This is a genomic window from Rhodococcus sp. FG69, assembly GCF_057808915.1.
The window spans coordinates 85,151-111,093 of the sequence record NZ_JBMDIX010000021.1 but is presented as its reverse complement, the minus strand read 5'-3'; the positions used below and the strand labels follow the sequence as shown (position 1 = coordinate 111,093).

General features: G+C 64.1%; 23 protein-coding genes and 1 tRNA gene. 15 read left to right on the top strand and 9 right to left on the bottom strand.

The features are described from left to right. The first annotated feature begins 145 nt into the window (after positions 1–145). Both ACODSO_RS17685 and ACODSO_RS17680 read left to right on the top strand, forming a co-directional pair. Entirely contained in the window at positions 146–514 is a 369-nt protein-coding gene (locus ACODSO_RS17685) for a DUF3817 domain-containing protein (protein ID WP_489038080.1), read from the top strand. Between the two features lie 244 nt (positions 515–758). Continuing rightward, entirely contained in the window at positions 759–1,646 is an 888-nt protein-coding gene (locus ACODSO_RS17680; RefSeq protein ID WP_489038079.1) for a co-chaperone YbbN, read from the top strand. Position 1,647: 1 nt separating this feature from the next. Here ACODSO_RS17680 and ACODSO_RS17675 read toward each other — a convergent pair whose 3' ends face one another. From ACODSO_RS17675 to ACODSO_RS17665, 3 genes are read right to left on the bottom strand one after another with little or no spacing between them, the layout of a single operon-like run. Next, positions 1,648–3,120 (bottom strand): neutral zinc metallopeptidase, encoded by a 1,473-nt coding sequence (locus ACODSO_RS17675; protein ID WP_489038073.1) that lies wholly within the window; start codon positions 3,118–3,120, stop codon positions 1,648–1,650. Then, on the bottom strand, positions 3,121–5,310 hold the full coding sequence (gene glgB / locus ACODSO_RS17670; RefSeq protein WP_489038072.1) for a 1,4-alpha-glucan branching protein GlgB: 2,190 nt from the start codon (positions 5,308–5,310) through the stop codon (positions 3,121–3,123). Between the two features lie 12 nt (positions 5,311–5,322). Then, on the bottom strand, positions 5,323–7,332 hold the full coding sequence (locus tag ACODSO_RS17665) for a maltotransferase domain-containing protein (protein WP_489038071.1): 2,010 nt from the start codon (positions 7,330–7,332) through the stop codon (positions 5,323–5,325). 171 nt (positions 7,333–7,503) lie between these two features. On the opposite strand from ACODSO_RS17665, the gene glgP reads away from it, so the two are divergent. Further along, positions 7,504–10,086: an alpha-glucan family phosphorylase gene (gene glgP / locus ACODSO_RS17660; RefSeq protein ID WP_489038070.1), complete on the top strand. Its 2,583-nt coding sequence runs from the start codon at positions 7,504–7,506 to the stop codon at positions 10,084–10,086. A gap of 13 nt (positions 10,087–10,099) precedes the next feature. Here glgP and ACODSO_RS17655 read toward each other — a convergent pair whose 3' ends face one another. After that, entirely contained in the window at positions 10,100–12,151 is a 2,052-nt protein-coding gene (locus ACODSO_RS17655) for an ATP-dependent DNA helicase (protein ID WP_489038069.1), read from the bottom strand. Between the two features lie 68 nt (positions 12,152–12,219). Then, positions 12,220–13,554: a nicotinate phosphoribosyltransferase gene (locus ACODSO_RS17650; RefSeq protein WP_489038068.1), complete on the bottom strand. Its 1,335-nt coding sequence runs from the start codon at positions 13,552–13,554 to the stop codon at positions 12,220–12,222. A gap of 91 nt (positions 13,555–13,645) precedes the next feature. On the opposite strand from ACODSO_RS17650, the gene clpS reads away from it, so the two are divergent. From clpS to ACODSO_RS17610, 8 genes are all read left to right on the top strand, one after another. Next, positions 13,646–13,972, top strand: a complete 327-nt coding sequence (clpS, locus tag ACODSO_RS17645) for an ATP-dependent Clp protease adapter ClpS (RefSeq protein WP_489038078.1) — start codon at positions 13,646–13,648, stop codon at positions 13,970–13,972. 52 nt (positions 13,973–14,024) lie between these two features. Then, positions 14,025–14,591, top strand: a complete 567-nt coding sequence (aosR, locus tag ACODSO_RS17640) for an oxidative stress transcriptional regulator AosR (RefSeq protein WP_489038067.1) — start codon at positions 14,025–14,027, stop codon at positions 14,589–14,591. 12 nt (positions 14,592–14,603) lie between these two features. After that, positions 14,604–15,662, top strand: coding sequence for a P1 family peptidase (locus ACODSO_RS17635; protein WP_489038066.1), 1,059 nt, complete (start codon positions 14,604–14,606; stop codon positions 15,660–15,662). A 52-nt stretch (positions 15,663–15,714) separates the two neighbouring features. Continuing rightward, the gene (locus tag ACODSO_RS17630; protein WP_489038065.1) at positions 15,715–16,344 is read left to right on the top strand and encodes a rhomboid family intramembrane serine protease; all 630 of its coding nucleotides are present in this window, start codon (positions 15,715–15,717) and stop codon (positions 16,342–16,344) included. A gap of 95 nt (positions 16,345–16,439) precedes the next feature. Then, positions 16,440–17,198 carry a cyclic nucleotide-degrading phosphodiesterase gene (locus ACODSO_RS17625; RefSeq protein ID WP_197480898.1) on the top strand — a complete coding sequence of 253 codons (759 nt, stop codon included), beginning with the start codon at positions 16,440–16,442 and terminating at the stop codon, positions 17,196–17,198. 20 nt (positions 17,199–17,218) lie between these two features. Further along, positions 17,219–18,007 carry a ribonuclease PH gene (gene rph, locus ACODSO_RS17620; RefSeq protein ID WP_489038064.1) on the top strand — a complete coding sequence of 263 codons (789 nt, stop codon included), beginning with the start codon at positions 17,219–17,221 and terminating at the stop codon, positions 18,005–18,007. Further along, positions 18,000–18,611: an RdgB/HAM1 family non-canonical purine NTP pyrophosphatase gene (gene rdgB / locus ACODSO_RS17615; RefSeq protein WP_489038063.1), complete on the top strand. Its 612-nt coding sequence runs from the start codon at positions 18,000–18,002 to the stop codon at positions 18,609–18,611. Before rph ends, rdgB begins: the two co-directional genes overlap by 8 nt. A gap of 13 nt (positions 18,612–18,624) precedes the next feature. Further along, positions 18,625–19,413, top strand: a complete 789-nt coding sequence (locus ACODSO_RS17610) for an esterase/lipase family protein (protein WP_489038062.1) — start codon at positions 18,625–18,627, stop codon at positions 19,411–19,413. A gap of 4 nt (positions 19,414–19,417) precedes the next feature. Here the strand turns inward: ACODSO_RS17610 and ACODSO_RS17605 are convergent, their stop codons facing one another. Together ACODSO_RS17605 and ACODSO_RS17600 are read right to left on the bottom strand one after the other, a co-directional pair. Beyond that, positions 19,418–19,744, bottom strand: coding sequence for a DUF3817 domain-containing protein (locus tag ACODSO_RS17605; RefSeq protein WP_489038077.1), 327 nt, complete (start codon positions 19,742–19,744; stop codon positions 19,418–19,420). 41 nt (positions 19,745–19,785) lie between these two features. Next, positions 19,786–20,175: a transcriptional regulator gene (locus tag ACODSO_RS17600; protein ID WP_068377990.1), complete on the bottom strand. Its 390-nt coding sequence runs from the start codon at positions 20,173–20,175 to the stop codon at positions 19,786–19,788. 152 nt (positions 20,176–20,327) lie between these two features. Between ACODSO_RS17600 and ACODSO_RS17595 the strand changes: the two genes are divergently transcribed. From ACODSO_RS17595 to ACODSO_RS17585, 3 genes are all read left to right on the top strand, one after another. Beyond that, positions 20,328–21,308: an HAAS signaling domain-containing protein gene (locus ACODSO_RS17595; protein ID WP_489038061.1), complete on the top strand. Its 981-nt coding sequence runs from the start codon at positions 20,328–20,330 to the stop codon at positions 21,306–21,308. Positions 21,309–21,399: 91 nt separating this feature from the next. Then, on the top strand, positions 21,400–22,311 hold the full coding sequence (locus tag ACODSO_RS17590) for an ABC transporter ATP-binding protein (RefSeq protein WP_489038060.1): 912 nt from the start codon (positions 21,400–21,402) through the stop codon (positions 22,309–22,311). Position 22,312: 1 nt separating this feature from the next. After that, entirely contained in the window at positions 22,313–23,911 is a 1,599-nt protein-coding gene (locus ACODSO_RS17585) for an ABC transporter permease (RefSeq protein ID WP_489038059.1), read from the top strand. Between the two features lie 25 nt (positions 23,912–23,936). On the opposite strand, the gene ACODSO_RS17580 is transcribed toward ACODSO_RS17585, so the two are convergent. After that, a tRNA-Leu gene (locus tag ACODSO_RS17580) sits at positions 23,937–24,018 on the bottom strand. A 156-nt stretch (positions 24,019–24,174) separates the two neighbouring features. Here ACODSO_RS17580 and ACODSO_RS17575 point away from each other — a divergent pair. Further along, on the top strand, positions 24,175–24,945 hold the full coding sequence (locus ACODSO_RS17575; RefSeq protein WP_489038058.1) for a TetR/AcrR family transcriptional regulator: 771 nt from the start codon (positions 24,175–24,177) through the stop codon (positions 24,943–24,945). A 6-nt stretch (positions 24,946–24,951) separates the two neighbouring features. Here ACODSO_RS17575 and ACODSO_RS17570 read toward each other — a convergent pair whose 3' ends face one another. Then, positions 24,952–25,650 (bottom strand): DUF8548 family protein, encoded by a 699-nt coding sequence (locus tag ACODSO_RS17570; protein WP_489038057.1) that lies wholly within the window; start codon positions 25,648–25,650, stop codon positions 24,952–24,954. Positions 25,651–25,943: the final 293 nt, after the last annotated feature.

Sequence of the window (25,943 nt, the reverse complement as noted above, 5' to 3'; positions counted from 1 at the left end):
GTGTGGTGGCGGTGGTCAGGGTGATGCACTGATCCTGCGAGTCCCCAAGAAGTAGCGAGGCTTCGTACATACGGGGTAGTGGTTCTGATCGAGCCGGTGGAGTGAGATCAGAGCCACTACGTCGTGTCGTAGTCGGTCAGGCACAATAGTCGTCATGCTGAACTTCTTCGACCTGAGCACCACCGCGAAGCGTTTCCGCTTCATCGCAGTCCTCGAGGCCCTTACCTGGCTCGGACTGCTCATCGGGATGGCGTTCAAGTACATCCCTGCGGACGGCAACGAAATCGGTGTCAAAATCTTCGGACCGATCCACGGAGCGGTGTTCGTCATCTATCTCGTCATCACCGTCGTGACGGCTGTGAAGCTCCGGTGGAGCATCGTCACGACTCTTCTCGCCGGTATTGCGAGTGTGCCGCCGTTCGGAACGATCGTGTTCGAGGTGTGGGCCGCACGTACCGGCAAGCTCGCGGAACTCAGTGCGTCCGAGCCGGAACTCGCCAAGCCCGTCGCCTAGGAGTGGAGCCTGCGGAATGACCGGGGTCGGTCAGGAGTGGAGCCTGCGGAATGACCGGGGTTGGTCAGGAGTGGAGCCTGCGGAATGACCGGGGTCGGTCAGGAGTGGAGCCTGCGGAACGGCCAGGTCCGGCGGGAGCTGACCTCGGCAGTAGTGAGGGAACCGAGTTAGTGACAAACTGTAGAGCGTGACTCGACCCGGACCTCGCTCGTCAACCCGTCCGCCTGCTGCCGTTCCCGCATCCATTGCGGGTGCCTTCGACCTCTCGGCGTTGAAAGATCGGCCGGCACCCCCGCCGGCTGCGGAAGCCGGTGACGGTCGTGGGGGATTACCCCCGATCGTCGATGTGACAACTGCCACATTCGAAGAGGAAGTTCTTCGACGTTCGTCGCAGGTGCCCGTCATCGTCGATCTCGGGTCGGCTCGCTCTCCTCAATCGGTCGCGCTCACTCGCCAGCTCGGGCAGCTCGCAGTCGAGGCAGGCGGAACGTGGATTCACGCCCGCATCGATGTCGACAGCAACCCGCAGATCGCCCAGGCGTTCGGCGTCCAAGCCATCCCGACGGTCATTGCTGTCGCCGGTGGCCAGCCGCTCGCTGACTTCCAGGGGTCGCAGTCCGATGACCAGCTTCGTAAGTGGATCGAGGCGATCGAGCAGGCGACTGCAGGAAAGCTCACTGGACCTCCCGGAGCAGAACCGGTCGAAAGCGAACCCGAGCAAGAAGATCCACGACTGATCGCCGCTGAGGAAGCGCTCGACGCGGGCGACTTCGACTCGGCAATCGCCGCGTATCAGGCGATCATCGACGCGGAACCGGCCAACACGGACGCGGTGGCCGCGCTGAGGCAGATCAAGTTCCTGGCGCGTGTACAGAATGTGGATGCCGACGCTGTGGCGAAGGCAGATGCAGCACCGGCAGATGTCGCAGCTCAAATCGAAGCCGCCGATGTCGAACTGTCGCAACAGAACCCAGAAGCAGCCTTCGCTCGACTCATTGCAGGCGTCAAGCGCACGGCCGGAGACGAGCGGACTCAGCTGCGAACGCGTCTGCTCGAGCTGTTCGAATTGTTCGATCCGGCGGACCCCATCGTGGTCGCGGCTCGTCGGAAGTTGGCGTCCGCGCTGTACTGAGCTAGCGGTAGCGGGCGTTGCAGGTGTCCTGTCCGCCCAGCACACCCGAGCGGAACGCGTCGACACGCGAGAACCCGCTGGGTAGCGTCACACCGTTGATGTCGCTCGCGGTGAGGCCGTCGCTGAGCAGTCCTGACACTGCTTCGTCGAGATCGCCGGGAGAGAGCCACACTTCGAGGTCGGTGGCCTCCGGGTTCTCGGAGCTCAGGCCGGCGGTGATCACACCGGCCAGGCACGCCGACCGGAGTGCGGTCTGTGGATTGTCCAGCGGCTGCCCGGCTGCGTTCTGCACCGCGAGGGTGTAGCGGGACGCGAACAGTACGTACGCGCTGTAGTCGCCGGAAACGTTGAGCGGGATTACATCTCCGCGTCGAGGTCGTTCGGCTGTGCCGAGTTCTGCGAGTGCGTCGACGTCGACACCGAGAGTGTTGGTCGTGCTGCAGTACGAGACCGGCTCGGTTGCGGTGCCCTCGGGGCAGTCGGTGTCGCTACCGGTGTACGACACGGTCGGCGGGTTGTCGAGCTTCAGAAGGCTTTCGAACGATCGAACGAAAGCCTCGAGTGATTCGGTGGTGATCGGCAGTTCACCGTCGTCGTCGGCGTCGCTGAATTTCTGCGGCAGATCGGCCCGGCGAGACTCGATCTCGTCCTCGTCGATGCTCACACATGCCGAGGCTCCGTCGGTGAACCCGATCTGAACGGCGGTGACCCGTTCGAATGCCGAGCCGTGCACGGACTCTGGATCGTTGGGGTCGACATCTCGAACGGAGACCGTCGCGGCCAGAACGTCGTTGAGGCCGTTGGAGGTGTTGATGGTGAAGTGTGGCGACTTGTCCTCCGCGACGTGCCGGATGAAAGCACCTGCGAAGCAATCGGCCTGTTGCTCGGCCACGATGGTCGGAGTGTCGTCGCCGACGAGTCCCGACTGGTGCTGCACCGAATGGCCGTACTCGTGTGCGATGACCATGACGACTGCCATCGGTCCGAACGCGTCGATCAATGCGGGCAGCAGGATCGTCCGATCCCAGCCGATGGTGTCGTCTTTCGTGCAGTACGCCGCGTTCGGAACGCCGCCGGTGCGGAAGCCGCAGAATCGGATGCCCTCGTCTTCGTCCTCGCTGGCATCCCACGAAATGAGCTCCGACACGGGTGTGAACGGGCTACCGAACAACTCAGGGTAGGTCTGCGACCAGTACTGCTGAACGTCGTCGATTGCGTTGGTCGCAATGATGTCGGAGTCGGTGCCCTCGGCGTTGCGCACGTTGAGTGAGGAGTTCTTGACTCCTGGACGAGGCCCACTCGGCCCGTCCGTGACCGGCAGACCCGCCACGGTGAACGGGTTGTCGTAGATCGAGACTGCGCGTCCGTCGATGGTCTGAGCGCACGAGCTGAGCAACGCAGAGGTGGCGATGAGGGCGGTCACCCACAGTACGTGCCGCGTACGACTGCTGCGTCGGGTAGGACCGCCACTCATCTATCGCTCCAGTTTGATCCAGATCGCTCCGTTGGCGGGCAGCGCGACCTGCGCAGACGCCGGTCGGCCGTGCCATGAGTGCGAAGTTGCCGTCACTTCTCCGAGATTGCCGACTCCGCTGCCGCCGTACGAGGTTGCATCCGTGTTGAGGATCTCGTGCCACCGTCCAGGTTCCGGTAGTCCGACACGATAGTCCCCCCGCACGACTCCTGAGAAGTTGAAGACGCAGGCGACCACCGAACCGTCGGACCCGTACCGGAGAAAACTCAGGACGTTGTTCTCGGTGTCGTTGGCATCGATCCACGAGTAGCCGCTGGGAGAAGTGTCCAGTGTCCAGAGAGCCGAGTGCTCGCGGTAGACAGCATTGAGATCGGTGACGAGGTTCAACACGCCGCGATGCAGCCCACTGTCGTTGTTGTCGTCGAGTTGGAACCAGTCCAACCCGCGCTCCTCGGACCACTCGCGCGTCTGGCCGAATTCCTGACCCATGAACAGCAACTGCTTGCCAGGGTGGGCCCACATGTACGCGAGCATTCCTCGCATCCCGGCGGCTTTCTGATGATCGTCGCCCGGCATCCGAGTCCACAGTGTTCCCTTGCCGTGCACGACCTCGTCGTGGCTGATCGGCAGCAGGTAGTTCTCACTCCACGCGTAGACGAGGGAGAACGTGATCTCGTGGTGGTGGAAGGTGCGGTGAATCGGATCGCGACCGAGGAACCCGAGGGTGTCGTGCATCCACCCCATGTTCCACTTCATGTTGAAGCCGAGCCCACCGACACTGGTCGGACGAGTGACGCCGGGCCATGCCGTCGACTCCTCGGCAACGGTCACTACACCACGGAACTTCTTGTGAACCGTCGCGTTCATCTCCTGCAGGAACGACACCGCTTCGAGATTCTCACGGCCACCGTAGATGTTCGGCGTCCAACCGCCCTCAGGACGTGAGTAGTCGAGATAGAGCATGGATGCGACGGCGTCGACGCGGAGCCCGTCGATATGGAACTCGTCGAGCCAGAAGAGTGCATTGGCAACGAGGAAGTTTCGTACCTCGCGGCGACCGAAGTCGAAAACCAATGTGCCCCAGTCGAGTTGCTCACCCCGCTTGGGGTCGCCGTGCTCGTACAGTGGACCGCCGTCGAACTGGGCCAGCGCCCATTCGTCCTTGGGGAAGTGCGCGGGGACCCAGTCGACGATGACGCCGATGCCGGCCTGGTGGAGGTGGTCGACGAAGAAGCGGAAGTCGTCGGGGCTGCCGAATCTGGAGGTCGGGGCGTAGTACGAGGTGACCTGGTACCCCCACGAGCCTCCGAACGGATGTTCGGCGACGGGCATCAGTTCGACGTGGGTGAAGCCGGTCTCGAGCACGTATTCGGCGAGCTGCCTGGCCACCTCGCGGTAGTCGAGGCCCGGACGCCATGACGCCAGATGAACCTCGTAGATGCTCATCGGTGCCGCAGTCGGTTCGACGTCGCCGCGCGCTTCCATCCAGTTGTCGTCGGTCCACTCGAACTCCGTGCTGGAGACGACCGACGCTGTGGCGGGAGGAATCTCGGTGGCGAATGCCATCGGATCAGCTTTGTCTCGTGCTACTCCGTCGGAACCGTGGACGCGGTACTTGTAGATCGTGCCGGGACCGATATCGGGGATGAAAAGCTCCCACACGCCGGTGGACCCGAGCGCGCGCATCGGAAAGCTCTGTCCGGTCCAACCGTCGAACTCGCCGATGACGGTCACTCCGGACGCCGCGGGGGCCCACACCGCGAACGACACTCCGCTCACGTCGCCGTCGGGCGTGGTGTAGTTCTGCTCGTGGGCACCGAGGATGTCCCACAGCCGTTCGTGGCGTCCCTCGCCGAAGAGGTGGAGGTCGAGCTCACCCAGCGTCGGGAGGAAGCGGTATCCGTCGGCGGAGGTTGTGGTGTTGCCGCCTGGCCAGGTGACGATCAGTCGGTAGTCCATGAGGTCGTCGATCGGCACGAGAGCCGAGAACACCCCGTGTGCCACGTGCGTCAGCGGGTAGTCGACGCCGCCGACTCGGGCAACGACCGATTCCGCGTTGGGCTCGAGTGCTCGAATCGCGGTCCCGCCCTCGACGGAGTGTGCGCCCAGGATCGAGTGTGGGTTGTAGTGCTTGCCTCGAGCCAGCAGATCGAGGTCGTTGCTGCTCGGTGTGATCGTATTCTCGCTCACGTTGATTCCCACTTACTTCCGGTTGCCGCGGTATGCCAGTTCGAGTCGAGCGGGGTAGGGGATGGGCGGTAGCGACAGAATGTGCGCCACGGCCTTCCAAGGCTCCAGCTTGACGAAATTGGCTTGCCCCCAATGGAATTGCTGGCCAGAGACTTCATCGGTGACAGTCAGGCTGTCGTGCCAGTCCAGTCCGATCTGAGGCATGTCCAGCCAGATCGTCCCTTCTTCCGGGCCGAACGGATCGAGGTTGACCACCACCAGAACGGAGTCCCCAGTGTTCGGATCGAACTTCGAGTACGCGATCAACGCGTCGTTGTCCACGTGATGGAAGTGAATATTTCGCAACTGTTGGAGCGCGGGATGAGCGCGTCGCACCGAGTTCAGCGTTGCCAACCAGGGTTCGAGCGATTCTCCGCGTGCCAACGCGCCCTCGAAATCGCGTGGTCGAAGCTGGTACTTCTCCGAGTCCAGGTATTCCTCGCTGCCGGGACGAACAGCTTGGTGCTCGTAGAGTTCGTAGCCCGAGTAGACGCCCCACGTGGGTGACATCGTTGCAGCGAGGGCTGCACGCAATGCGAACATTCCCGGTCCGCCGTGCTGCAAGCTCTCGTGCAGGATGTCCGGAGTGTTCACGAACAGGTTGGGCCGTGCGTCGTCCGCTCGACGTGCGTGCTCCTCGGCGAACTCGGTCAGTTCCTCCTTCGCGACCCGCCAGGTGAAGTACGTGTAGGACTGGGTGAATCCGCGCATCGCGAGGCCGTACATGCGGGCCGGGCGGGTGAACGCTTCGGCCAGGAACAGAACCTCGGGGTTGGTCTTCTTGACCTCCGCGATCAGCCACTGCCAGAAGTCCGGTGGCTTGGTGTGTGGGTTGTCCACCCGGAAGATCTTGACGCCCAACGACACCCAGTACCGCACGATGCGCAGCACTTCATCGTAGATACCCCGGCGGTCGTTGTCGAAGTTGACCGGATAGATGTCCTGATACTTCTTCGGCGGATTCTCGGCGTACGCGATGGTGCCGTCCGGGAGAACTGTGAACCACTCCGGGTGTTCGCTCGCCCATGGATGATCGGGAGCGGCCTGCAGCGCAAGGTCGATGGCCACTTCGAGATCGAGAGCGTTCGCGGCGTCGACGAACGCAACGAAATCCGCCTCGGTTCCCAATCGGGGATGAATGGCGTCGTGGCCGCCTTCCTTCGAACCGATTGCCCACGGGGACCCCACGTCTTCCGGGCCAGGAGTGAGGGTGTTGTTCGGTCCTTTTCGGTTGATCGTGCCGATCGGGTGGATCGGCGGAAGATACACGATGTCGAAGCCCATGCGTGCGACTCGGGGGAGTTGCTCGATGGACGTTGCGAAGGTGCCGTGACGCGGCGTGCCGTCCTCGTTCCATCCCCCTGTCGACCTGGGGAAGAATTCGTACCAAGCACCGTTCAGTGCACGCGAACGATCCACCCAGATGTTGATGCCGTTCGAGCGGGTGATCAGTTCACGCAGCGGATACTCGTGCAGCAGCTCGGCGACGGCGGGTGCGAACGCCGGCGACACCCGAGCGGGTAGTTGACGACTGGTGTCGCGGAGTGCGACGACGACGTCCTTCAACAGTCCCTTGTGTTCGTCGGGCACGCCGTCTGCCGCGCGCTCGAACACCTGTGCACCGATCTCGAGATCGTTGGCCAACTCGGCGGCGCTCTGTCCGACGCCGAGCTTGGCCTCGACAGCGTGCCGCCACGTCGCCACCGGGTCGCTCCAGGCCTCGATCCGGCAGATCCAGTAACCCGGGGCAGTGGGCGTGAAAATCGCGTCGAACGTGTCTGGTTCGACACCTGGCGTCATAGTGATGCGCAGAGGCGAGTGCAATCCGGGGCCGCGAACCGCCAGAGTCGCGGCTACAGCGTCGTGGCCCTCGCGCCATACGTCTGCCGATACCGGAAATGCTTCGCCCACCACTGCTTTCGCGGGGAACTTTCCGGTGGCCGTGTCTGGAAGGACATTGTCGATACCGAGTCGACCTGTCACTTCACGCTCCGTTCTTCGCTTCGGTGATCGGTCGCAGCAACTGCGGCCGGTCGGTCACTGATGGTCGGCGTGCTCTATTACAACCGTAGTGCAGTCACAGAGGCTGCGTCGTTGTCGGACGAGATTGGCAAGTCGACGCACGTTGGGCTGTGGGTGGGTAGGGTTCGGCCCGTGAAAGCTTTGCGTCGGTTCACTGTCCGAGCCCACCTGCCCGAGCGGCTGAATGCCCTCGCGGAGCTGTCGACAAACCTCCGCTGGTCGTGGCACTCGCCCACGCAACAGTTGTTCGAGGAAATCGACCCGTTGCTGTGGGGAGAGACCGAGTGGGATCCGATCGGTCTGCTCGGAGCAGTTGCCCCAGGGCGGTTGGAGTACCTGGCCGCGGACAGCGGTTTCGTCGAACGTCTCGACGCCCTCGCCGCCGATCTTCGCGACTACCTGACGCGTCCGCTGTGGTACCAGGTTCAGCGGAAAGCCGGGCGTTCGCTACCAGCGGGTATCGGCTATTTCTCGATGGAGTTCGGCGTCAGTGAGGTACTGCCCAACTACTCGGGTGGGCTTGGAATTCTCGCCGGCGATCACCTCAAGGCGGCGTCCGACCTCGGGTTGCCACTGATCGGCGTCGGGCTGCTCTATCGATCCGGCTACTTTCGGCAATCGCTCACCGCAGAGGGTTGGCAGGCCGAGCGGTACCCGTCGCTCGATCCGCAAGGGTTGCCGCTTCGACTGCTGACCGATTCCGGTGGGGCGCCGGTACTCATCCACGTGTCGATGCCGGGATCGCGAGTGCTTCGCGCGCGCGTGTGGATTGCGCAAGTCGGTCGAGTACCGTTGCTGCTGCTCGATTCCGACATTTCCGACAACGACGCCGAGTTGCGCGGCGTGACCGATCGTCTGTACGGCGGCGATCAGGACCATCGCATCAAGCAGGAAATTCTGGCCGGCATCGGCGGTGTCCGGGCAATCCGCGCGTACACCCATGAGCACGGTCTTCCGGACCCGGAAGTGTTCCACATGAACGAGGGACACGCGGGGTTCCTCGGCGCCGAGCGAATTCGCGAACTGGTGACGACGCAGGGCCTCGATTTCGACGCGGCACTCGCCTCGGTGCGGTCCGGAACGGTCTTCACGACGCACACTCCGGTTCCGGCCGGCATCGATCGATTCCCTGCCGACCTCGTGCGGCACTATTTCGGTAGCGCCGACGGATCTTCCGATTCAGCTCTGCTGCCGGGGCTTCCGATGGAACGAGTCCTCGCTCTCGGCGCGGAGGGCGATCGGTCAGTGTTCAACATGGCGCACATGGGGCTGCGTCTCGGACAGCGTGCAAACGGTGTCTCGAAGCTTCACGGCATCGTCAGCCGCGAGATGTTCAGCGATCTCTGGCGCGGATTCGACGCAACGGAAGTACCGATCGGTTCGGTGACCAACGGTGTGCACGCGCCGACGTGGGCAGCTCGGGAGTGGATGGACCTGGCGCACGAGGTGGTCGGCGCGCAGGCTCTGGAAGAGGCGCGAGGTTGGGAGCAGTTGCACACGGTTCCGGCGGCGACGTTGTGGGCCACCAGAAATGAACTGCGGGGGCAGCTCGTCGGCGAAGTTCGGCGTCGTGTTCGGCGTTCGAGCCTCGAACGTGGATTCTCCGAAGCCGAGCTCGGCTGGACTGCTGGAGTTTTCGATCCCGACGTGTTGACGGTCGGGTTCGCTCGGCGCGTGCCGACCTACAAGCGTCTGACGCTCATGCTGCGCGAGCCTGAGCGGCTGAAGCGGCTGTTGCTCGACCCGGAACGTCCTGTCCAGTTGGTCGTTGCGGGGAAGTCGCACCCGGCCGACGACGGCGGCAAGGCACTCATTCAACAGATCGTGCGGTTCGCCGACGAGGCGGATGTCCGACACCGCATCGTCTTTCTCCCCGACTACGACATGTCGATGGCACGGTACCTGTACTGGGGTTGCGATGTGTGGCTGAACAATCCGCTGCGTCCCCTCGAAGCGTGCGGAACGTCCGGTATGAAGTCGGCACTCAACGGAGGCCTCAACCTGTCCATTCGTGACGGATGGTGGGACGAGATGTACGACGGTGAGAACGGCTGGGCCATACCGACCGCGGACGGGGTGACCGACGAGAGTCGTCGGGACGATCTCGAAGCAGCGGCATTGTACGAGTTGTTGGAGCAGTCGGTGCTGCCGAAGTTCTACGACCGCACCGACGGAGTTCCGACGCGGTGGATCGAGATGGTACGCCACACGCTGGAGAACCTCGGCCCGAAAGTGTTGGCGTCGAGGATGGTTCGTGACTACACACTCGGTTACTATGCGCCCGCCGCGGAAGCGGCGCGGGCCGCGAACGCCGACGGATACGCCGGGGCCAAGGACGTCGCCGTGTACCGACGGCGAGTCGAAGGCACGTGGCATTCGGTCGAGATCGTCCAGGTGGACAGCGAAGGGCTGCCGGACACGCCGGTGATCGGAGCGAAACTGACTCTCCGCGCATACGTTCGGCTGGGTGAGTTGGCTCCGACCGACGTGGTGGTTCAGGCCGTCCTCGGGCGGGTCGACGAGAACGACAACCTGACCGATGTACGGACGGTCACCATGAGTCATGCAGGAACCGACTCGTTGGGTGAGGTGTTCGTCACCGATACGGCCCTGCCCATCAGCGGCGCTGTCGGCTACACCGTCAGGGTGCTGCCGCACCACGAGTTACTGGTAGGGGACGCCGAATTGGGCCTGGTGAGAACCCCCAACGCGTAGTCGTGCGCAGGGGTCAGCCGCCACCGCCGGCGAGGCGGGTCAGCGCCTTGCGGACGACTTCGGGGTCGGACGTTTCCCAGAACGGTGGCAGTGACGCCCGCAGGTAGCCCCCGTACCGTGCCGTTGCCAAACGCGAGTCGAGCATGGCGACGACTCCGCGATCGTCGACGCTGCGGAGTAGTCGACCGACGCCCTGAGCGAGCAGAAGCGCTGCGTGATTGGCGGCCACGGACAAAAATCCGTTGCCGCCGCGTGACTGGACTGCTTGTTGCCGGGCGACAAGCAGGGGATCGTCGGGTCGCGGGAACGGTATCCGGTCGAGGATCACCAAGCTCAGCGACGGGCCGGGCACGTCGACGCCCTGCCACAGTGACAGCGTGCCGAACAATGACGTTGCCTCGTCGGCGGCGAACTTGTCGACGAGGGCGCCGGTGGCATCGTCTCCCTGGCACAGCACCGGCGTGTCGAGGCGTTCACGCATCTCTTCTGCGGCGGCCTTGGCTGCGCGCATGGACGAGAACAATCCGAGCGTCCGTCCGCCTGCAGCGCTGACCAGCTTCTCGATCTCGTCGAGGTAGAGCGGAGACAATCCGTCGCGGCCGGGGGCTGGAAGATGTTTGGCGACATAGAGGATGCCCGCTTTGGCGTGGTCGAACGGCGAACCGACGTCCAGCGAATTCCAGCGAATGGAGGCAGTATCCGACGGTGGCTCGACGCCGGTTGCCATCGCGGTGTCACTGCGGTTGGAGTTCTCGGCGGGCAGACCCCAGTTGATTGCCAGACCGTCGAACGACCCGCCGACCGTCAAGGTCGCGGAGGTCAGCACGACGGTTGCTTCTGCGAACAGGCGTGAGCGCAACAGTCCGCCGACCGACAGGGGAGCCATGCGCACGGTTCGCTTCACCGACCCGCGAAAGTCGTCGACGGCGTGCCACACGACGTCTTTGCGCTTGGCCGGATCCGGTTCGTCGAAGGCCGTGAGGACTCGCACGGCGCTGTCGTGTACCTCGTCGACAGCGACGAGTGCGGCGTTGCGGGCCGCCGCGGCCTCGGGGTCGAGCGTTGCCGGCCCCCGCTGAGTCGGTCCGATCGCGGTGCGGACAGACCAGGCCGAGTCCCTGATGGAGGCCAGCGCAGGCGCTACATCGTCGGGTAGGGTCGCCCAGCGCCCAGGAGGCAGGTCGTCCAGTACTGCTCCCCAGTTCTCGGCAGCGCCGTCGAGTGAGTCGACGATTTCTTCCTCGATCAGCTTGCTGCATCGGCGTGCAGCCGCAGTGATGGTGGCAGCGGACAGCTCCGAGGTGGCGACGCCGGTGACGCGATCGACTAATTCATGGGCTTCGTCGATGACGACGACGTCGTGCTCGGGCAGGATCTGAATGCCGGTGATCGCGTCGATCGCCAGGAGCGCGTGGTTGGTGACGACGACGTCGACTTGTGCAGCTTCGGTCCGTGCACGTTCGGCGAAGCAATCCTCGCCTACCGGGCAGCGCGACTTACCGAGGCATTCGCGAGCGGTGACGCTCACTTGTCGCCAGGCTTGGTCGCTGACGCCGGGAACGACGTCGTCGCGGTCACCGGTCTCGGTTTCGGAGGACCACTTGGTCAGCCGCACCACCTCGCGGCCGAGGCGGGAGATGGCGAAGGCATCGAACAGTTCGGCGTCTGGTGATTCCTCCGAGGCGCCGGTGTGGATCTTGTTCATGCAGAGGTAGTTGTTGCGGCCCTTGAGGATTGCGAACTTGGGACGCCGCCCGATGGCTCCGGTCAGGGCGTCGGCGAGGCGGGGAAGATCCCGGTCGACGAGCTGGCGCTGCAGCGCGATAGTCGCGGTGGAAACCACGACGGTACGTCCGGACTCGACGGCGTGCCTGATGCTGGGAACGAGATACGCCAGGGACTTACCGGTGCCGGTGCCTGCCTGCACGGCGAGATGCTCTCCGGTGTCGATCGAATGCGCAACGGCCGATGCCATCGTCAGCTGGTTGCTGCGTTCCTTGCCTCCGAGTGCGTTGACCGCGACCTTCAGCAGGGCAGGCACGGTCGGCAGTTCGGTCTTCGGCACCGGAGAAGACTACTGCTTGTCGCCGACGAATTTCTCGACCGACACCGGGGGAGCCCCAGCGGCGGCGATCAGAGGAACCGAGTCGGAATCGCCGGCTCGCCCTGCGAGAGCTTCAGGCCTTCCCACGGAAGAGAGACGAGCCGCTCCGCCAGCAGTGTGCGCGAATCGTCGAGCGAGGGCGCCCCGTCGACCTGCTCGCCGCCACGCACGAGAGGGACGCTCAATTCGGTCGCGACAAGACCGTCGTCGACACGGGGATTGCTGCCGAGCGGGTACACGATTTCTTCGACGATCGTCCCGGAGGCGCGGCTGGTGCGAACCGCTGCTTTGGAACCGCCACGCGATTCCTTGTGACTGCTGCGCTTGGCGACCGGACGCCCGTCCACGGTGACGAGCTTGTAGACCATTCCTGCGGTGGGAGCCCCGGATCCGGTCACCAGCGAAGTGCCGACGCCGTAGGAGTCGACGGGCTCGGCACGCAGTGCAGCAATGGCGTACTCGTCGAGATCTCCCGATACGACGATTCGGGTGCCGGTTGCTCCGAGATCGTCGAGTTGCTGCCGGACCTGCCGGGCGAGCACGCCGAGGTCGCCGGAGTCGAGGCGAACGCCACCGAGTTCGGGACCGGCTACCTCGATCGCGTTGGCGACACCCTGCGCGATGTCGTAGGTGTCGACCAGCAGCGTCGTCGACACGCCGAGCGCACGGACCTGGGCGGCGAACGCGGCTTTCTCATCCGGTCCCGCCTCACCGGTGTACAGCAGGGTGAACGCGTGGGCCGAGGTGCCGGCGCCGGGTACGCCGTGCCGACGCACGGCCTCCAGATTCGACGTCGCGGAGAAGCCGGCGATGTACGCGGCCCGCGACGACGCGACCGCCGCCTCCTCGTGGGTCCGTCGCGATCCCATCTCGATGATCGGACGCGAGCCTGCCGCGTTGGACATTCGTGCGGCAGCGGAGGCGATCGCGCTGTCGTGATTGAGGATGGACAGAGCCAACGTTTCCAGGACGACGCATTCGGCGAACGTCCCTCGCACGGACAGCACGGGCGAGCCGGGGAAGTAGAGATCTCCCTCGCGGTAACCGTCGATGTCGCCGGTGAACCGATAGTTCCGCAACCACTCCACGGTGGATGAATCCAGGAACGCCGACACCGTATCGAGTTCGTCCTGACCGAAACGGAACCGAGTGAGCGCTTCGAGAAGGCGCGCTGTGCCGGCGACGACACCGTAGCGTCGCCCGTTCGGAAGTCGGCGTGCGAACACTTCGAAGCTGCACGGAATGTTTGCCGAGCCGTCGGCCAAGGCTGCCGACAACATCGTGAATTCGTACTGATCGGTGAACAGGGCGGCGCTCCGGAATGTGTCCGTCACATGCGGTCCGGTATCAGAGTCGGTAGGCACCTGATCAACACTACGAGGCGCGGGGGTGACGGTGCGCACCTTGCCCCGGTCGTCGTACCCTGTCCACATGGCTTCATCGACGGCTGACGAGATGGTGGGAGTAGTTGCCGAGTCGCCGACCCTGGCTGCTTCCCCGCAGGCCGTGCCCGAGCAATCCACTGTCGAGGCGACCGAGGAGGCTCATGACGTTCCCTGGGTGACCATCGTCTGGGACGACCCGGTCAACCTGATGCACTACGTGACCTTCGTGTTCCAGAAGCTGTTCGGCTACAGCAAAGCCAAGGCCACCGAGCTGATGATGCAGGTGCACTCCGAGGGCAAGGCGGTCGTGTCCAGCGGTGAACGCGTCACCATGGAGAACGACGTGCGCAGACTCCACGCGGCCGGTCTGTGGGCGACCATGCAGCAGGACAAATAGTCGCCAGCGTCAAGCAGTTTCGAACGTCTCCGACACGAAGGAAAACCGAGCCGTGCGCACGTGGAGCAGAAAGAACTCACTCAGCGGAGTCAAGATTCGCTCGGAAATGGATGCGCGTGAAGCGACGGTGCTGCGGTCGCTCGTCGAGTCGGTGGTCGGACTGCTGAGCGACCGAGCCGCAGGTGCTCCCACCGATGAACTTGCGGCCATGACGGGACTCCGCACCGGTCACAGCACGCCACCTGAGGACGCGGCGCTGGCGAGGCTGCTGCCGGACTTTCACCGCCACGAACCGTCGGACGACGCCGACACCGCGAACCTGAACGGCGCACTGCGAGGGTTGCACGAGCCCGAGATCATCGACGAGAAGGTTCGGTCGAGCCGCGTCATGTTGGACACCCTTCCGGCCTCGGGTGGCAAGATCGCCTTGACTCCCGAGCAAGCAGAAGCCTGGCTGGCGGGCCTGAACGATTTACGATTGGCCCTCGGAACGACACTGGGTATCGACGCGGACACCCCGGATGTTCTCGACGAGGGGGATCCACGAGCTCCGCACCTCGATGTGTACCACTGGCTCACCTGGATGCAGGATTCCCTCGTGCAGGTCCTTACTCCATAGGAGCGTCGCCCCGTGTCCGGTTCTCGCGATTCATTGACAGACGTGAGCGGCTTGTTGGTGGGGCATCACCACGACATCGACTCCAATGCCGAGTTGGGCTCGGGTGCGGCGACAGGGTGCACGGTGGTGCGAACCCTCGGTGGTGCTGTGGCTGCGGTCGACGTCCGCGGCGGTGGGCCGGGCACCAGGGAGACCGACCTTCTGGATCCGAGCAACTCGGTGCAGCAGATCAACGCACTATTGCTCAGTGGCGGGAGTGCCTACGGACTCGCCGCAGCCGACGGTGTCATGCAGTGGTTGGAGGAGCATGGACACGGGATCGCGATGGGGAGCCCGGATCAGGTGGTTCCGATCGTCCCCGCCGCCGTCATCTTCGACCTGCCCGTGGGTGAGTGGGGCATACGTCCCACCGCAGAGTTCGGTTACCTTGCGGCCGCAGCGGCCGCGGCAGAGTTCGAGACCGGCTCGGTCGGCGCGGGTGTCGGTGCGCGCGCAGGAGTGCTCAAGGGCGGCGTGGGAACGGCGAGCACCGTGATCGAGGGTGGCCCCGCCGACGGCGTTACCGTCGGCGCGTTGATCGTCACCAACCCCGTCGGATCCATTTTCGATCCCCGCACCGGGTTGCCGTGGGGCGTCGGATCCGAGGGGCCGCAGGCCTACGGCATGCGTAAGCCCGACGTTCACGAACTGTGGAACGCCAATGCCTTGGAACCGAAGGGAACGGCGCTGAACACGACGATCGGAGTCGTCGCCACCGACGTCGACCTCTCGCCGGGCTCGTGCAAGCGACTCGCCATAGCAGGCCACGACGGATTGGCCAGAGCGATCAGACCCGCACACTCGCCGCTCGACGGAGACACGATTTTCGCCCTGTCGACGGGTACACGTTCCGTCGTGACCGAGACGTCGATGCCGAAGGCATTCGCACGAGATCTGCCGGTTCTCGACGCCCTGGCTGCGGTGGCGGCAAACGTCGTCGAGCGTGCAATCGTTCGTGCGCTGCTCGACGCGACGTCCGTGGCTGGGATTCCGACGTATCGCCAGATATTTCCGTCCGCGTTCGAATCCTGAGCAGCGGTATTCTCGAAGAGACAGATCCGACAGACGAAAGGTGTCGTCTTCGATGAGCGCGAACCCGTATCTACCTGCCCCGACTCCCAAGCGAGCGCTGTGGCAGTCGGCCGCGATGTACACCGGCGGCTTCGTCCTGCTTCTATGGGTCGTCGAGATCATCGATGTGGCCTCCGGAAGTCGGGTCGAGACGGCCGGAATCAACCCGCGCACCAGCGACGGGCTGTGGGGGATTCTGTTCGCGCCGATGCTGCACGACGACTGGGCGCACCTTGCTGCCAACAGCGTCCCGCTGCTTGTCCTCGGGTTCCTCGTTCTGCTGTCCGGTATCGGCCGAGGGCTCGCGGCGACCGGCATCATCTGGATCGTCGCCGGCGTTGGGACGTGGCTGCTCGGGGGCGGCAACTCCAACCACATCGGCGCGTCGAGCCTGGTCTTCGGATTCCTCGCGTACCTGCTCGTGCGCGGTTTCTTCACCCGCAACCTCGGCCAACTCGCCATCGGCGTCGTCGTGTTCTTGCTCTACGGAAGTGCCTTGTGGGGAGTACTCCCCAGCACCCCCGGAGTGTCGTGGCAAGGTCACCTGTTCGGAGCTGTCGGCGGTGTCGTCGCGGCGTGGGCGCTGTCGTCCGACGCTCGCGAGGCGCGTAAACAGAAGTCGGTCGGCACCTCGCAGCTGTGAGGTGCCGCAATTGTGACGTGGCCCGGTTCTCTGCCGCTGCGTGAAAACTGCCGATGCGTTTCGGCGTCGGGGGATGACGTGGCAGCATGACCCGTATGCGTATTACCGTCCTGGGATGTTCGGGCAGTGTGTCCGGGCCCGATTCTCCCGCGTCGGGTTACCTGCTCGATGAACCGGGGACTTCACCGGTGGTGCTGGACTTCGGGCCCGGTGTACTCGGCGCGCTGCAACGCTACGCAGATCCCGGGGACGTGAGTGTGTTCCTCTCGCATCTGCACGCCGACCATTGCCTGGACGTTCCGGGACTGCTCGTGTGGAGGAGGTATCACCCCAATCCACCAGAAGGTCGCGCGTTGGTCTACGGGCCGAAGGACACAGCGTTCCGCCTCGGTGTCGCGTCGGCGGAGTGCGGCGGTCAGATCGACGACATGTCCGACACGCTGGACCTGCGGCGGTGGGCGGACGGCCGAACGATCCAACACGGGCAACTGACAGTGCAAGCGCGGCAGGTGTATCACCCTCCAGAGTCATACGGAATGCGGGTTACGACGGGCGCGGGCAAGATCTTCGCCTACACCGGCGATACCGGTATGTGTCAGGCAGTGCGCGACATCGCGCACGGGGCAGATGTGTTGCTGTCCGAGGCCTCGTGGACGCACAGTCCCGATCGGCCCGTCGGAGTTCACCTGTCGGGCACCGAGGCGGGACAACTAGCTCGCGACGCAGGCGTCGGCGAGCTGTTGTTGACCCACATCCCGCCGTGGACGTCGCGGGAAGATGTCATCGCGGAGGCCAAAGCCGAATTCAGCGGACCGGTGCACGCGGTGTCGCCCGGGGATGTATTCACGGTGTAGGCGCGCGATAGGCTGGCCGCGTGTCGAGACGAGAAGATGGAAGAGCGGACGACGAACTCCGCCCGATCAAGATCACCCGCGGATTCACCAGCAACCCGGCAGGCTCGGTGCTTGTCGAGTTCGGCAACACCCGCGTGATGTGCACGGCGAGCGTCGAGGAGGGTGTTCCGCGCTGGCGCAAGGGATCCGGCCTCGGATGGCTCACCGCCGAGTACGCGATGCTTCCCGCAGCGACGCACACCCGCAGCGGACGCGAGTCCGTCAAGGGCAAGGTCGGCGGACGCACCCAGGAGATTTCCCGACTGATCGGTCGATCGCTCCGCGCGTGCATCGACCTCGCTGCGATCGGTGAGAACACCATTGCGCTCGACTGCGACGTTCTGCAGGCCGATGGTGGCACCCGAACGGCAGCAGTCACCGGCGCGTTCGTCGCGTTGTCCGACGCGGTCACCTACCTGCGCGCAGCCGGTCGACTGGCGGATCCGCAGCCGATCTCGTGCGCGATCGCCGCTGTCAGCGTCGGCGTCGTCGACGGCAGGGTTCGCCTCGATCTCCCGTACGAGGAGGACTCGCGCGCGGAGGTCGACATGAACGTCGTGGCCACCGACACCGGCACTCTCGTGGAGATCCAGGGAACCGGAGAGGGCGCTACTTTCCCGCGTTCGACGCTGGACAAGCTGCTCGATTCCGCGCTCGACGGTATCGAGAAGTTGTTCGAGGTTCAGAAAGCCGCTCTCGCGGAGCCGTATCCGGGCGTCCTGCCCGAGCCTGCGCCGGCAGGATCGCCGAAGAAGAAGTTCGGTGGCTGAGACGAGGTTGCTCGTCGCGAGCCGCAACGCCAAGAAGCTCCGTGAACTGCGACGGGTCCTGGACGCGGCAGGAATATCCGGGATCGAACTGGTGGGCCTGAACGAGGTACCCGAGTTCCCCGAAGCGCCCGAGACGGGCGCGACGTTCGAGGAAAACGCGCTGGCAAAGGCGCGAGATGGCGCAGCGGCAACCGGCTTGCCCTGTGTCGCCGACGACTCGGGTCTCGAAGTCGATGCGCTGAACGGAATGCCGGGTGTGCTGTCGGCCAGATGGTCGGGTGTGCACGGGCAGGACGACGCCAACACGGCACTGTTGCTTGCTCAGCTCGGCGATGTGCCGGACGAGCGCAGGGGAGCGGGCTTCGTGTCTGCCTGCGCACTGGCGATTCCCGGCGGCTCGGACAGCGTCGTTCGGGGCGAGTGGCGCGGATCGATTGCGCGTAGCCCGTTGGGAGAGAATGGTTTCGGATACGATCCTGTGTTCGTTCCGCAAGGGGAGCGTCGATCCGCCGCCGAACTCAGCCCTGAAGAGAAGGATGCAGCATCGCACCGTGGCCGGGCGCTCGGATTGCTGATTCCGGCACTGCGCACACTGAGTTCGTAGGACACTGGTGGCCGTGCATCGAACGGTCGTTGTTGCAGGATTGGTGGGGGCGTTGGCGCTTGCGTCCGGCGGTGCGGCGTATGCCGCACCGCCGGCGGAATCGTTCCCCGAGGCGGTGCTGTATTCGGTAGTGCACCCGGGTGCGGAGCCACTGGGCGTCAACGATTTCGAGTGCACGCCGTCCGCCGAACATCCGGAACCTGTCGTGCTCGTGCACGGATTCCTGGAGAACTCCTACGGCAACTGGGCTTCCCTGGCACCCAAGCTCGTGGACGAAGGCTACTGCGTATTCGCTCTCGATTACGGTGCTCCCGAAGGTATTCCGTTCGGCGGACTCGGTTCTATCGCGGACAGCGCCGCTGAGCTGTCGACATTCGTCGACGCTGTATCGGCGGCGACGGGCGCATCGAAAGTCTCGATCGTCGGCCATTCCAAGGGTGGGACTGTGCCGCGGTATTACGTCGAGTACCTCGGCGGGGCGGATCGGGTATCGAGGATCGTGGCCCTGTCGCCGCCCAACTACCCGACCCCGGGGCCACCCGTCGACGATGCTCTGGCGGAGCTGAATTCGCCGGTCGACACTGTGCCGGGCGTGGAGTACACGGTCATCGTGACCCGCTACGACCAGGTGGTGCCGTACCAAGCGTCGCTACTGACGGGACCTGGTGCCCGCAACGTGGTGATTCAGGATCTGTGCCCGGCGAACACGGTCGAGCACACCGGGATCTCGTACGATCTTCTCGCGCAGCAACTGGTCTTCGACGCTCTTGCCGACGGCGACCTCGACGCTGTGAGGTGCTGAGGAACTAGACGCCGAAGTCGCGCTTGACCTGCGTGGTGCGCCAGTGCTCGACGAAGAACGACAGGAACGGGATGGTGCCTGCGAGCAGGGTTCCGATCGTGCGCCCCGCCGGCCAGCGAACTTTGATTGCGAGATCGACCGTCAAGATCAGATACACGAGATAGACCCACCCGTGCACGACGGCGATCCAGCTGGGTACGTTCTCGACCTTGAATATGTACTTGGCGACCATTTCGCCCGTCAGCACGAGAAGCCAGATGCCGGTGACATATGCCAGTACCCGGTACCGCAGCAGCGCCGACCCGATCTTCTTCTTGCGATCGGTCGTCATGGGCTTCTGCGCAGCAGTGCTCACGTGTGATGCTCCTGTCTTCACTCGCGGGAGCGATCGAGCTCGGCGAGGTAGCTGTTGTATTCGAGAAGTTGGCGGGCCTCGACATCGTCCAGGTCGTCTGTATCGGCGTAGACGGGGCGCTTCGGCAATAGGTCGGCGGGGATTTCGCGGACCGTCTCGTCAGCAGGCTCGTCGCCGTTCGCCTCCGACGCTTCGGCGTCGCCTTCGAGCTGGACGAACTTGCGGTAGGCGTAGATCACGAAGGCAGCGAACAACGGCCACTGGAAGGCGTAGCCAAGATTCTGGCCGTCTCCACCGACGGCTTCGAAACGTTCCCACTGCCACCAACCGAGTGCCAGGCATGCCACCGCAGACACGAGGACCAGCGCGATGAGCGCCGGACGATGGTGCGAGCGGGATTTTGCCACTCCCCGAAGGTACCCGAGTCTCTACTACCTCTGGTAGTTCGGTTCCGAGCCCCGACAGTTCCGAGTGGTCCGGATGGCCCACATGGCGAGGACCAACGGCTCTCACGCCTGATCCGGCGGGTTGATCGACTGGTGGCAGGAAGTGACATCGAATGGTTGCGGGAGTGATGATGACCGACACGCTGTCCGACAATGACCTGGTCGACCGCTACGTCCACGGTGTGCTCGTGCATCTACCGAGGTCTCGCCGTGACCAGGCTGACAAAGAGCTGCGGGAGCGGGTCCGAAACGAATCCTACGGGCGCCCCACACGCGAGGTTCTCACCGAGTTCGGTGCACCGGAAGATCAAGCGCGCCGACTCCGCGGCGCGCCGCGTCGGCTCATCGGGCCGCGCTTCTACGACACGTATGTGCGTGTTCTGTGGCCTGCTGTCCGTGTGATGGCGATCGTCTTCGGAGGGGTGAGTCTGCTGCCCGTCCTGGTCGACAACGAGACGACGCCGACAATCGGCAGAATTGTCGAAGAGGGTCTCACATCGGCCTTCGCGGGCGCTGTATACGCCGCCTTCTGGGTCACCGTAGTCTTTGCGGTCATCGAGCGTTTCGCCCCGGATGCGGTGCTACACGATTGGGATCCCGATGATCTCCCGCCGGTTCCGCACGGGCACGAGATCGCCCTCGGTGACGCGATCGCCGATCTTGTGTTCGCCGTCGCCTTGCTGGTCGTTTCGCTGTGCTTCTTCCCGTCGCTGGCACCGTCGTTCCTCGCTGAAACTGCGGAGGGACTCGATGCCGATGTGGTCGAGCGGTTGTTGCCTGCTGTAGTCGTGGTTGCTGCGTTGTGGGTGTGTGTGGCAGGTGCGCAATTGATCGTGCGTGCCTGGACGCTGCCGGTCACGGTGATGTCCATTGCCGCAAACCTGCTCGCCGTTGCCACAGCCGTCGCCGTCCTGGTGAACCGGCCGTACTTCTCGGCGGACTTCATCGCCAGCCGTTACGGAGGTAACGCCGACAATCTCGGTACGGCACTCGACATCGCGATAGGTATCGGTGCCATCGCTGTGATTCTCGTCTGTGCCAACGACATCGTCACCACCGTCCGCAAGTACCTCGCCCACCGCCAGGAGCTCTAGTAGGGACGCGAATTCACCGACGGTGACAGAGGTGCATCGCAGGGACTTTCGGCCCTGCCGGCAGGGCCGTGCCGTGGGCCACGATCGAATGATGACCGACGACGCTGTGATTGCCATCTCCGGGCTGACGAAGTCTTTCGGGAACACAGTCGCGCTCGACCAACTCGACTTGACGGTGAACGCTGGTGAGGTGCACGGGTTCCTCGGGCCGAACGGAGCGGGGAAAACGACGACAATTCGTATCCTGCTCGGGATGCTTCGAGCGGATGCCGGCACGGTCCGGGTGCTCGGCTTGGATCCCTGGACGGACGCGGTCGCCGCGCACGCCAGGCTCGCTTACGTGCCTGGCGAGGTCACCCTGTGGCCCGGTATCACCGGTGGCGAGACCATCGATCTGCTGGCGAGACTGCGCGGCGGTGTGAACTCGGCTCGACGCGCCGAGATGCTCGAACGATTCGAACTCGACCCGACTGTGAAGTCTCGCGCCTATTCGAAGGGGAATCGGCAGAAGGTGGCACTGGTTGCCGCGCTGGCATCGGACGCGGAACTGTTTCTGTTCGATGAACCGACAGCGGGTCTGGATCCACTGAAGGAAGCGGAGTTTCAACGGTGTGTTCACGAGCTGGTGAGCGAGGGACGCACGGTCCTGTTGTCCAGTCACCTGCTGGCCGAGGTCGAGGCGCTGTGCGATCGAGTCAGTATCGTTCGTCACGGTCGTACGGTGGAGAGCGGGTCTCTCGCCGACTTACGGCATTTGAACACCACGTCGATCACGGTCGAGACCGTGCGCCCCACCGCTGCTCTTGCGGCGACGCCAGGAGTGCGCGAGCTGATCTCGGAGGGCACCCACGCACGGTTCACCGTCGATACGGCGCAACTCGACGGTGTACTCCGTGCACTCGCCGATCTCGGTGTTGTCGCGATGAACAGCAGTAGGCCGAGCTTGGAAGATATCTTTCTGCGCCACTACGAAGTGGATACGTACTCAGTGGCGGGGAAATAAGTTGAGTATCGAGACGGATTTCCCTCGCACAGCGGGCGCCACCACGCTGGTGCGCTTCTCGTTGCGTCGGGAGCGCTGGATACTGCCGTGGTGGTTGGCAGGGATGGTCGCCCTGATGGCGCTGCAATCCACGAGCAGTCAGAACTTCTACGATTCGCCCGAGAAACTGGCCCAGCTGCGGTCCACCATGAGTGCAAACGCGGCGCTGGTGGCGATGGGCGGTCCGACTCGACTCTTGGAGACCATCGGAGGCGAGGTGCTCTTCGAGATCTTCGCCTATCTCGCCATTGTCGTCGCATTGATGAACATGTTCTTGGTCGGTAGGAACACGCGATCGGACGAAGAAGCCGGACGAACCGAGTTGATCAGGTCGATGCGGGTAGGGCGCCGCGCTCCTGTACTCGCTGCTCTCGGTATCGCCGTGCTCGCGAACACCGCAGTCGCGGTGGTCCTGGTAGTCACATCCGTGGTGACCGGGCTGGCAATCGAAGGCTCGGTTCTGTTCGGACTGGCGATCGCGGGCTTCGGTATGACTGTCGCCTCAGCCACAACCGTCGCCGCACAGATGTACCAGAACCCCCGCGGCGTCTACGCAGCCGTCAGTGCACTGATCGCACTGGCGTACATCCTGCGCGCGGTCGGTGATGTGGGCAACGACGCAGCGGCCTGGGCGTCGCCGATCGGGTGGGGACAACGCACCTATCCCTTCGTGGACGATCGCTGGTGGCCGCTGTTGTTGTTCGTCGTGATGTCAGCGGCACTCATCGCTGCGGCGTTCGTGCTTGCCGAGCGACGAGATTTCGGCGCCGGGGTCTTTCGGTACCGGCCGGGCCGCGGTACGGCCTCACGCATGCTCAGCTCGCCCGTCGGGCTGGTGTGGCGTGTGCAGCGCACATCTGTAATTGGTTGGTGTATCGGGGTTTTCGTGCTCGGTAGCGCCTACGGATCCTTCGCGGACAGCATCGAACAATTTCTGGCGGACAACCCCGAAATCGCCACCTACCTGCCGGACGCGAGCGACGCCGTCGACTCGTATCACTCGCTCACACTGTCGATCATCGCGCTATTGGCCGCCGCATGTGGGGTGAGCTGTGTGTTGCGTGCTCGGTCCGAGGAGACCTCTGGACGGGCGGAAATGATCCTGGCAGCACCGGTCGGACGCGTGCGTTGGCTCACTGGGTACCTCGTTGTAGCGATGGCAGGAAGTGCGCTGGTACTGGTTGTCGGCGGGTTCGGCGACGGTCTGGCCTACGGCGTGACGGTCGGTGATCCGCTGCAGGCTGTGCGCCTGGCAGCTTGCGCGCTGGCGTACGTCCCGGCGGTGTGGGTGATTGTGGCGGTCACAGCCGTCGTCGTCGGCGTTGCGCGTCGGGCAGCCGCAGTGTCGTGGCTCTATTTCGGCTACGTGGCGGTCGCAGTGATGTTCGCCGACGCGTTCGACCTACCCGAGTGGTTCGATAGCGCCTCGCCCTGGCGCTACACCGCGTCGGTGCCACTCGAGTCATTCGATCTCGGGCAGGGCCTCTTCCTGCTGGCGGTGGTGGCCGGTCTGACAGGTATTGCCGTCGCCGGCTGCCGACGCCGCGATCTGGCGTACTGAGAGCTGCACGGATCTGAGGAGTGTGTGCGCGAGGGGGGACTTGAACCCCCACGTCCTGAGACACTGGAACCTAAATCCAGCGCGTCTGCCAATTCCGCCACTCGCGCGAGTGCTCGGGAAAGTCTACAACGCCGTCGGCGCTCGATTGCACGCGTGGCATGACCGCTTGAATGTGACTGCGACGCTATCTGATCGTATGAATGGACCATTCAAGCGATCAGGGGCGCACAGGACGGCGCATAGTACGGCGTACTGTGCGAGGCGTGGCGAGCAAGAAGGACACACAGTTCGACCCGGTCCGCACTCTCGGCCTGCTGTGGCGCGTCAGTGAGAAGCCGAGCCGTACAGGGCTGAGTGTGGATTCGATCGTGCGGGCAGCCATCGAGATCGCCGACGCCGAGGGTCTCGACGCGGTGTCGATGCGCAGGGTGGCGGACCGACTCGGCGTCGGCGCCATGTCGCTGTACACCCACGTGCCGGGGCGGACCGACCTGACCGATCTGATGACCGACAGTGCGCTGGGATCGCTGTACTCGGGGATCGACGAGCCGACGGCGTCGACGACTGGATGGCAACAGGGACTGCGTTTCGTCGCGGAGCGGAACTGGCAGCTCTACCGCACGCACCCGTGGCTCCTCGACGCCCAAGGGGCGCGCGCGGTGCTCGGCCCACACACCAACGACAAGTACGAGGCCGAGCTCAGGGTCATCGACGGGATCGGATTGACGGACGTCGAGATGGATTCGGTGCTGACGTTGGTTCTGACGCACGTCGCAGGCACGGCTCGCGCGCTCGCCCGCTTCAATCGGGTTCGCGAGGAGTCGGGCATGACCGACGTTCAATGGTGGGAAGCGACAGCGCCGGTATTGGAGCAGGTCATGGATCGCAACAGGTATCCGGTGTCGTCACGGGTAGGAACCGCTGCATCCGAGTCGTACGACGCGGCGAGCGATCCGGTACACGAGTACCAATTCGGCGTCGAGCGCATTCTCGACGGTGTGGCGGCGCTCGTCGCGCGAGCGCAGCCACACTGACAGCCTTTACCCGGTTTCGCTCAGTGAAGGCAGAGGAGCGGCCGGACCGATACGCCGCTGGTAGCGCCAGACCGCGTGTTCCAGGGCTGCGTGTGGGGCGCCCATCGACTCTGCCGTGAGTTGGAGGAAGTGCTCGGCGAGTTCTCCCTCCACTCGGCGACCGACCGCGTCCGAGGCGAACGCAACGAAATGAAGAAGCGCATCGAGTGTGCGTCGCCCGACGAGGAAGAGGGCGCATTCCCAGGTCTTCGGCCCGACCCCGGCGACGGCGGTAAAAGCCTCGCGCTGATCGTCGGCGTCGAACAATTGGTCCGCGGCCCGAACCCCGCACCCGACCAGGACGGCAGCACTCTTCGCCACCGCCTCCGCTTTGGCGGTGGAGTTACCTGCCACTCGCTGACGGTTGCCGAGTATCTCCGCAAGGGCCTCCGGGCGTTCGGTGAAGGACGCGAGTGCCGCGAGGTCATCGAGGTGATCGGTGTTGCGATAGGCGCGCCACCGCGAGACGACGCGTCGTACGCCGGTGTTGGTGCCGCCGTAGGTCGCACGCGCCGAAAAGACGGCATCGAGCAGCGCAGCTTCGGTCTCACTCGGCCATCCTGTTGTCCAGAACGGTGAATAGTCCTGTGCTGCAGTGGCTTCGATGTGCCGAGCGATCGCGTCCCGATCGTGCTGCGAAAAGATATGTGTGACTGACGAATACATGAATTCCCCCCCATGTTCGATGTGCCGGTTTTGCGGTGTGTGCGGAAGGTACTGCGCGCCACCGACACGTTTCGGACGGCCGAACTTCGGATGTGGCCAGCTTCACATAACAGAATGATAACGATAAATGCGAGGAAATCCTCATGTTCAGTCGAGCGCAATACGGCCACTGCCTGCAGCGATGTTTGTTACTGGCGAGTTGGACGATCGGTACGAAAAGTCCAGTTCAGGTGCGTACTGACGGGTAGCGCTTGGACGTCAAACGAAACGTGAGGATTTCCTCATGATTTTGT

What these genes read in the sequence shown, in the direction of transcription:
- ACODSO_RS17595 (WP_489038061.1), top strand. Translation starts at nt 20,328, where the DNA reads ATGGTTGCGGGAGTGATGATGACCGACACGCTGTCCGACAATGACCTG.
- ACODSO_RS17570 (WP_489038057.1), bottom strand. Translation starts at nt 25,650, where the DNA reads ATGTATTCGTCAGTCACACATATCTTTTCGCAGCACGATCGGGACGCG.
- ACODSO_RS17605 (WP_489038077.1), bottom strand. Translation starts at nt 19,744, where the DNA reads ATGACGACCGATCGCAAGAAGAAGATCGGGTCGGCGCTGCTGCGGTAC.
- ACODSO_RS17625 (WP_197480898.1), top strand. Translation starts at nt 16,440, where the DNA reads ATGCGTATTACCGTCCTGGGATGTTCGGGCAGTGTGTCCGGGCCCGAT.
- ACODSO_RS17630 (WP_489038065.1), top strand. Translation starts at nt 15,715, where the DNA reads ATGAGCGCGAACCCGTATCTACCTGCCCCGACTCCCAAGCGAGCGCTG.
- clpS (WP_489038078.1), top strand. Translation starts at nt 13,646, where the DNA reads ATGGTGGGAGTAGTTGCCGAGTCGCCGACCCTGGCTGCTTCCCCGCAG.
- ACODSO_RS17590 (WP_489038060.1), top strand. Translation starts at nt 21,400, where the DNA reads ATGACCGACGACGCTGTGATTGCCATCTCCGGGCTGACGAAGTCTTTC.
- ACODSO_RS17675 (WP_489038073.1), bottom strand. Translation starts at nt 3,120, where the DNA reads ATGAGTGGCGGTCCTACCCGACGCAGCAGTCGTACGCGGCACGTACTG.